This is a genomic window from Neobacillus fumarioli NBRC 102428 (assembly GCF_001591485.1).
GTDB classification, from domain to species: domain Bacteria; phylum Bacillota; class Bacilli; order Bacillales; family Cytobacillaceae; genus Neobacillus; species Neobacillus fumarioli.
In genome coordinates, this window is record NZ_BCUZ01000145.1 from 1 (window position 1) to 6,528 (window position 6,528).

6 protein-coding genes are annotated in these 6,528 nt (G+C 40.4%); 3 read left to right on the plus strand and 3 right to left on the minus strand.

What is annotated here, in order from left to right; genetic code table 11:
• Positions 1-28: 28 nt before the first annotated feature.
• The gene (locus tag BFU02S_RS17075; protein ID WP_169797612.1) at positions 29-181 is read right to left on the minus strand and encodes a hypothetical protein; all 153 of its coding nucleotides are present in this window, start codon (positions 179-181) and stop codon (positions 29-31) included.
• Positions 182-346: 165 nt separating this feature from the next.
• Between BFU02S_RS17075 and BFU02S_RS14160 the strand changes: the two genes are divergently transcribed.
• Positions 347-844, plus strand: a complete 498-nt coding sequence (locus tag BFU02S_RS14160) for a CBS domain-containing protein (RefSeq protein ID WP_235842080.1) — start codon at positions 347-349, stop codon at positions 842-844.
• A 59-nt stretch (positions 845-903) separates the two neighbouring features.
• Here BFU02S_RS14160 and BFU02S_RS17080 read toward each other — a convergent pair whose 3' ends face one another.
• Both BFU02S_RS17080 and BFU02S_RS14165 read right to left on the minus strand, forming a co-directional pair.
• Positions 904-1,065, minus strand: coding sequence for a hypothetical protein (locus BFU02S_RS17080; protein WP_169797613.1), 162 nt, complete (start codon positions 1,063-1,065; stop codon positions 904-906).
• 161 nt (positions 1,066-1,226) lie between these two features.
• Positions 1,227-2,552, minus strand: a complete 1,326-nt coding sequence (locus BFU02S_RS14165) for a YheC/YheD family protein (RefSeq protein WP_066371925.1) — start codon at positions 2,550-2,552, stop codon at positions 1,227-1,229.
• A 190-nt stretch (positions 2,553-2,742) separates the two neighbouring features.
• Between BFU02S_RS14165 and BFU02S_RS14170 the strand changes: the two genes are divergently transcribed.
• Together BFU02S_RS14170 and hutU are read left to right on the plus strand one after the other, a co-directional pair.
• Complete coding sequence (locus tag BFU02S_RS14170; protein ID WP_169797614.1) at positions 2,743-4,239, plus strand: helix-turn-helix domain-containing protein; 1,497 nt, start codon at positions 2,743-2,745, stop codon at positions 4,237-4,239.
• 189 nt (positions 4,240-4,428) lie between these two features.
• Positions 4,429-6,096, plus strand: a complete 1,668-nt coding sequence (gene hutU, locus BFU02S_RS14175; RefSeq protein WP_066371931.1) for a urocanate hydratase — start codon at positions 4,429-4,431, stop codon at positions 6,094-6,096.
• Positions 6,097-6,528 lie beyond the last annotated feature (432 nt).

The window sequence follows — 6,528 nt, forward strand, 5'->3', positions numbered from 1 at the left end:
CAGCCCCTTTTTATCCTATATAAAATCCTTACTTTTCAAGTTTAAAATCAGAAGCTGGTATGGGAATGATTTTTCCGCCGATTTGGACATGAACGGTATCGTTGAAAATGGCTTTTACAATTCCTTTTAAAGAGATTGTAGAATTTACAGAGATTTTTTTAACAATTTGATCGTCGGCCATATAAATCAACACCTTTCAAAGTGAGTATCTAATATATTTCGAACTGACATAGGAAATTCCTGCTTTATTTTTCGAAGAATTTAAATAGTTTAGAGGCAGTTCAGCTGATGATGAGAAAAAAGGCAAATGGTTCGTTTTCGTGCATAAAGTAGGAAGAAATTTAGCATGCTAAAGTTAATGAAAGAGGTGAAAATCATGTATGTCAAAGATTTTATGATTACAGATGTCATCTCGGGAAAGCGGACGGATTCTGTTAAAGATGTAATAAAGCTGTTTGTTGCGAAAAAAATTGGCGGAGTGCCCATTGTCGATGAAGAAGGCAAGCTGTATGGTATTGTGACAGATGGGGATCTATTAAGGGCTTTGAAACCAAGCGATCGCCGGTTTCAGGACTATTTTTCCTTTGCCATCTATTTAGGAGAAATGGAACTGAAAAACCAGCTTAGTGAAGTGGTGAATCGCCCCATTATGAAAATTGCCCGTACAGCCGGTATCGTAACGGTTCATCCTGACGATGACATGAAAAAGGTAGTTACCCTTTTAGCCAAACATCGTTTCAAAAAACTTCCTGTTGTGGACGACACGAACTATGTTGTCGGCGTCATCAGCCGAGGCGATGCGATTCGAAATATTCAACAAATGATCTTAAATGAATTGGAATGAGGAAAAGGGAAAAAACAGCCCGATCCAAAGTAAGAATGATGGGCTGTCTTCTATTAATATTACTGAACCGGTTTTTCAAACAAAAATTCAGAAGTCGGTATCGTAATAATTTTACCGCCAATTTGAACATGAACCGTATCCTTAAATATTGCTTTGACAATCCCCTTTAAGGAAATAGTGGAATTGACAGAGATTTTTTTCGAATCAGACTGCACTGCCATACAAATCAACACCTTTTCAAAAAAGAGTTATAAAAACATTATACACGCGCTGGAAGAAAATTGCACGTTCGGTGTCAGGCACCACAAAAAGACAAAATGCCATTTTGTCCACCTGAGGTGGACACTGAAAATTCTTTTGATCTTTTGGTGCTGCCTTTTGTTTATGATGGGAATCCTGCGAGTGTTTTGGCGTAGAGAATGTTGTGTTTGAGGGTTTCATAATAGAGTTCGGGGTTGCCGGATACAAGTGCAATTTCGTGGGATGGGCAGCAGTGGTCGATATGAAGGAGTTGTATGCGGCCTTTTGCGTCAATGGACATGTCAATGGCTGCATTTGCAAAGTGGACCCCGTTTCTTTCAATTACTGACAACGCGTCGTAAGCGATATAGTATATTTCATTTAGAAGCATGGAAGTAATTACATTGCTAAACTGCAAGTGTTCCATTAGATGTTTCTGTTCTAATTTGATAACAGGGTAAATTTTCTTCATCTTGCTTATGGAAACTTTTTTCTTCGTATACATCCCCATGCTTTGCCAAGTACCTTCGCGGTTTTTAACCATAATTAATCGAAAATTTATTTTTCGGATATCTTTTGAGCCTTCAATGGCCTGTATAATAGAATCTCCTTTCCTCAAAAATCTTTCATATGTTGAATAGGCTTGGTCTTTTTTATGAAAAGGGGCTACTTTTAGTATCCCTTTCGTAGGAGATGAAAAAACAAGTTCATACTTTTGTTTTGATAAAAGTAAGGGTGGGGATTTTTCAAATGCATTTTTGGGTTTTACAATAACATTCCGGAACTTTATGAGAAAATTGTGCAGTTCTTTTGGCGATTGATATAATATGGATTCTGGCATATAATTTTTTACTTCTATAGAAGATGATAGAAGTTTTTCGATCTCCCAGTTATTATAATTGAAATCATTAAAAATAGAGTTTCCAAGAATGGATTTGAAATGCTTCATCCATCTGGAACTGACAGAGCTAGTCATAACAAAGATAGAGGAAGGATAAGGAAATACTCCTTTATCCCAGCACTTCGTCAGCGGATTATAGACATAACTTTCAACCGTTAGATTTTCCTTATTGGTTTTCTCGATTGAGAAAGCGATAATCGCACCTTTGATGTCTTGATAATGAAGGAGATAATCATAAAGGTTGTCCAATTTATTTTTAACTGATTCATGAGAATAACCGGCAAGAAGGCCGATAAAGGGTCCGATATGAATTTCATCTTTCTTTTGTTGGATTTCAAAGCGGCAGTTTTCAGGAATATTGATTTCACTCATAATATCTGATGATAGGCTTGCCACATTTTTGGGCAGACCTTCACATAGTTCTACTTCTGCCAGCAGCTTCCTGCTGCCAAAACATATTTTTCTTTCCATTGTTTCATAGATCCCTAATTTTTGTGCCAAACTCGGATGCAGCCGTAAACTATTATTGCGAATCGTATCGCAAGTTAACAACAATGAATTTTCCATTCTTAAGCCCTCCGTAGAAACATGTCGATAAAATATATTATGAAGGAATAACAAAAGATGTTTTAGGAGAATCGTGCAAATTAACGAAGGAAATGGTATAAGAGGAATAAGTGAAATGAAATGTCCGCCTGAGGTGGACAAAATGGCATTTTGTCTTTTTGTGGTGCCTGACACCAGAGAGGAGCAAGTTATGGAAGGAAAGTGGTTGATTGCGGATCGGGATTTGAATGAGCGGGAGGGGCTGAAGTGGTTGTTGAAGGGGTCGCCTATTCCGGTAACGAATATTTTTTTGGCAGGGGATTATCAGGAGTTCGTTGTTATTTTTGAGAAAGAATTGCCTGATGTGGTGTTGATGGAGCTGGATATGATTAGCAGGGAGGATTGGCCGGCGTTTCGGGAATTGATGCAAATTTATGATCCGATTCTCATGTTAACGAGCGCAGAGGCTACGTTTGAAAAAGCGCGGCTGGCCATTGATATGCAGGCATTGGATCTTATGATCAAGCCTTTTTCCACGACAAAAATCAAATCTGCCTATCAAAAAGCGTATAGAAAATTAACAATAAATTCTCCAAAAAACGGCAACCATCATTTGAGCGCTTTTCGAGACTTATCCTATGAATCTTTATTTATTTCACATGATTCCGATACAGAATTCTGTCATATGGCTGCATTGCAAACCGAAAATATTGAAACCATCAGTACACTTTATTCCTTTTTGTCCGAATATCCTTTTAAAGATATACGCGGGATTTTTCCGTTAAGTGATATGGTGATCCTTTTATTTAAGGAAACTTGCGCAAACATTAAAGAACAATGTCAAAAGGCGATGAGACGTTGGGAGGAGGAATTTTCCGATCCAATGGCAGTTGTTATTCATTTAGGAAAAACAACTGCCATGACCTTGCATGAAAAATATTTAGAAACGCGGAAGATGCTGAAGTTTACCTATTATAAAGGCTACCGGCAAGTAGTTGAATTCGAATTTTTGCCTGATTGGGTCCATATCGATCCGTTTTTGACACCGCAGGAACAGCGTGATTGGGTCGATATGCTGGCAGCCATGGATACGGAAAAAATCAAAAAGTGGCTCTATGACGAATTCCTCAAGCCCCAAGGCCCGTTCCCGGACCCGGGTTTCGTCCGGATCAGGCTGACAAGTATTCTGGCACAAATCAGAAGATATATGAAAACCTATCATTTAGATGAAGACAGTACATTTGAACAGGAGTACCGGCAAATATTTCATTCGATTTTATATGATACTGTTCTATACCGAACAGTGCAGAATTTAATTTTATTTATCCAAAAAATTTTTCATGGCGCAGAATCGAGTATTCGAAATTTCAAGCAGGACCCGATTGAACGGGGGATTGCTTATATGGAAGAAAACTTCTCAAACAGTCAGTTAAGGCTCGAAGATGTGGCACAATATGTAGACCGAAATCCGTCTTACTTCAGCCACCTTTTGGCATCAAAAACCGGTTCCAATTTTACAGAAGTGCTTGCAGGGATCAGAATGAAAGAAGCGAAACGGCTGTTAACGGAAACCAATAAGCCAGTCAAAGAGATTGCCATACTGGCTGGTTTTCAAAATGCTAATTATTTTAGCAGAATGTTTAAGGAAAACACTGGCATGTCACCGCGAGAATTCCGGATCCATAAACTCGGAAAAGGTTCAGTTTGATGACTGGACCTTTTGGTTTTTCTAAAGAAAATGTATTTATTCTAAAAAAATTACATAATTCAAGACGCATATCCTAAATAATCTCTAGTTTTACATAAAAATATTATTGAATATCTAATGTTTTCGTCGTATTTTTCGAAACTTTTCAATTTTATAATGAAACCAGAACATCAATAAGGAGTGAACAAAATGGAAACGAAAACGACAAATAAGCGGGTAATTGAAAATTATAAAGGCACTGAACTTCATGCAAAAGGTTGGATTCAAGAAGCAGCATTGCGCATGCTGATGAATAACCTAAATCCAGAAGTTGCGGAAAGACCGGAAGATTTAGTCGTTTATGGCGGGATTGGGAAAGCGGCCCGCAACTGGGAATCTTATGACGCAATTGTGAAAACGCTTTTAGAATTAGAAGATGATGAAACACTGCTCATTCAATCAGGTAAACCGGTTGTCGTTTGGAAATCGCATAAAGATGCACCGCGCGTCCTCATTGCCAACTCAAACCTAGTGCCAGCATGGGCAAATTGGGAGCACTTCCATGAGTTGGATAAAAAAGGGTTAATTATGTACGGTCAAATGACAGCAGGCAGCTGGATTTATATTGGAAGCCAAGGAATTGTTCAAGGGACGTATGAAACGTTTGCTGAACTTGCCCGTCAGGAATTCGGCGGAACCTTGAAACACACCATCACAGTGACAGCCGGCCTGGGCGGAATGGGCGGTGCACAGCCATTAGCCGTAACGATGAATGATGGCGTCTGTATCGCGATTGATGTAGATGAGTGGCGAATTGACCGCCGAATTGAAACAAGATACCTTGATGTCAAAACGAAAGACCTTGACGAAGCGTTAAAACTGGCATTTGAAGCGAAAAAGGAAGGAAAAGCACTTTCGATTGGCCTGCTTGGAAATGCAGCGGAAATTTTACCACTGATGATTGAAAAGGGCTTTAACCCGGATGTGTTAACAGACCAAACGTCAGCACATGACCCGTTAAACGGATATGTTCCTGCCGGCTATTCTTTAGAGGAAGCTGCTAGATTAAGAGAAGAAGATCCAGCACTTTATGTAAAATTAGCTAAACAAAGCATGGCAACACACGTAAAAGCCATGTTAACCATGCAGCAAAAAGGCGCTGTTACATTTGACTATGGCAACAATATCCGTCAGGTAGCAAAAGATGAAGGCGTAGAAAATGCCTTTGATTTCCCTGGATTCGTTCCTGCCTATATCCGTCCATTGTTCTGCGAAGGAAAAGGACCGTTCCGCTGGGCTGCTCTATCCGGAGATCCGGAAGATATCCGTAAGATTGACGAAGCCTTACTTCGTGAGTTCAAAGATGATGAACACCTTTGCAAATGGATTCGAATGGCGCAGGAGAAAATTGCCTTCCAAGGACTTCCTGCCCGTATTTGCTGGCTTGGATATGGCGACAGGGCCCGCTTTGGCAAATTAATTAATGACATGGTGGCTTCAGGTGAAGTATCAGCACCAATCGTAATTGGCCGTGACCATTTGGATGCTGGTTCTGTGGCATCGCCAAACCGCGAAACGGAAGCCATGAAGGATGGCAGTGATGCTGTTTCTGACTGGCCGATTCTAAATGCCATGATTAACGCAGTCGGCGGAGCAAGTTGGGTGTCTTTACATCATGGCGGCGGTGTTGGGATGGGATATTCTCAACATGCCGGAATGGTCATTGTGGCAGACGGTACAAAAGAAGCGGCCGCTCGCCTCGAGCGGGTATTAACAACTGACCCTGGTATGGGGGTTGTCCGCCACGCTGATGCCGGATATGAACTTGCCATCAAAACAGCGAAAGAGAAAGGCATTAAAATGCCGATGCTGAAGTAAGAAAAACTTAATGCTTCCGCCTAGCGGCGATATAGGGAGAATTAGCGACTGGCAAGCGAAGACAGAGATTCGTCTCCCTTAATGCGTACAGAAGCGGTAGCTTCTGTAGCCAAGCACAAGACGAGCCGGCGGGAAGGTGCACCTTTAGTCCTCGAGCCGCTGGCGCCTGGGGCTGGTACTTTCTAATTTTTAAGAAAAGCGCGTTCCGACGGGCAAATGTTCTTCGGCACCAAATGTCTGTTTTTCGACTTTAAGTGCATCTGGTTATTTGACCCCGAGGGGCTAGGCGCGAAGTTTAAAAATTATACTTTACTTTTAAAAAAGGCTCTGTAAAGGGTGGATGCTGATTTTAATGGCATTGAAAAATAAGCGGAAGAATTCCTGCTAAATCAGGAAATTTATATAAATACCTATATATAAGCGGAATTTTTT